The organism is Seonamhaeicola marinus (genome assembly GCF_008085455.1).
In genome coordinates, this window is record NZ_VSDQ01000522.1 from 1 (window position 1) to 210 (window position 210).

Annotated in this window: 1 pseudogene; it reads left to right on the plus strand. The window is 34.8% G+C overall.

The annotated features are described in order from the left end of the window. Positions 1-210: pseudogene (locus tag FUA24_RS25765) on the plus strand (UDP-N-acetylglucosamine 1-carboxyvinyltransferase); the annotation flags it as partial.

Consider the following 210-nt stretch of genomic DNA (forward strand, 5'->3'; position numbering starts at 1 on the left):
GTTGAAACTTTAGGCGGTACAGAGCACACTATGTTACCAGACATGATTGAAATTGGTAGCTGGATAGGTTTAGCCGCCATGACTAAAAGTGAATTAACTATTACCAATGTATCATGGAATGATTTGGGTGTTATACCAAATGTGTTTAGAAAATTAGGTATTACTGTTGAAAAACAAGGTGATAATATTTACATACCAGCACATACTGAT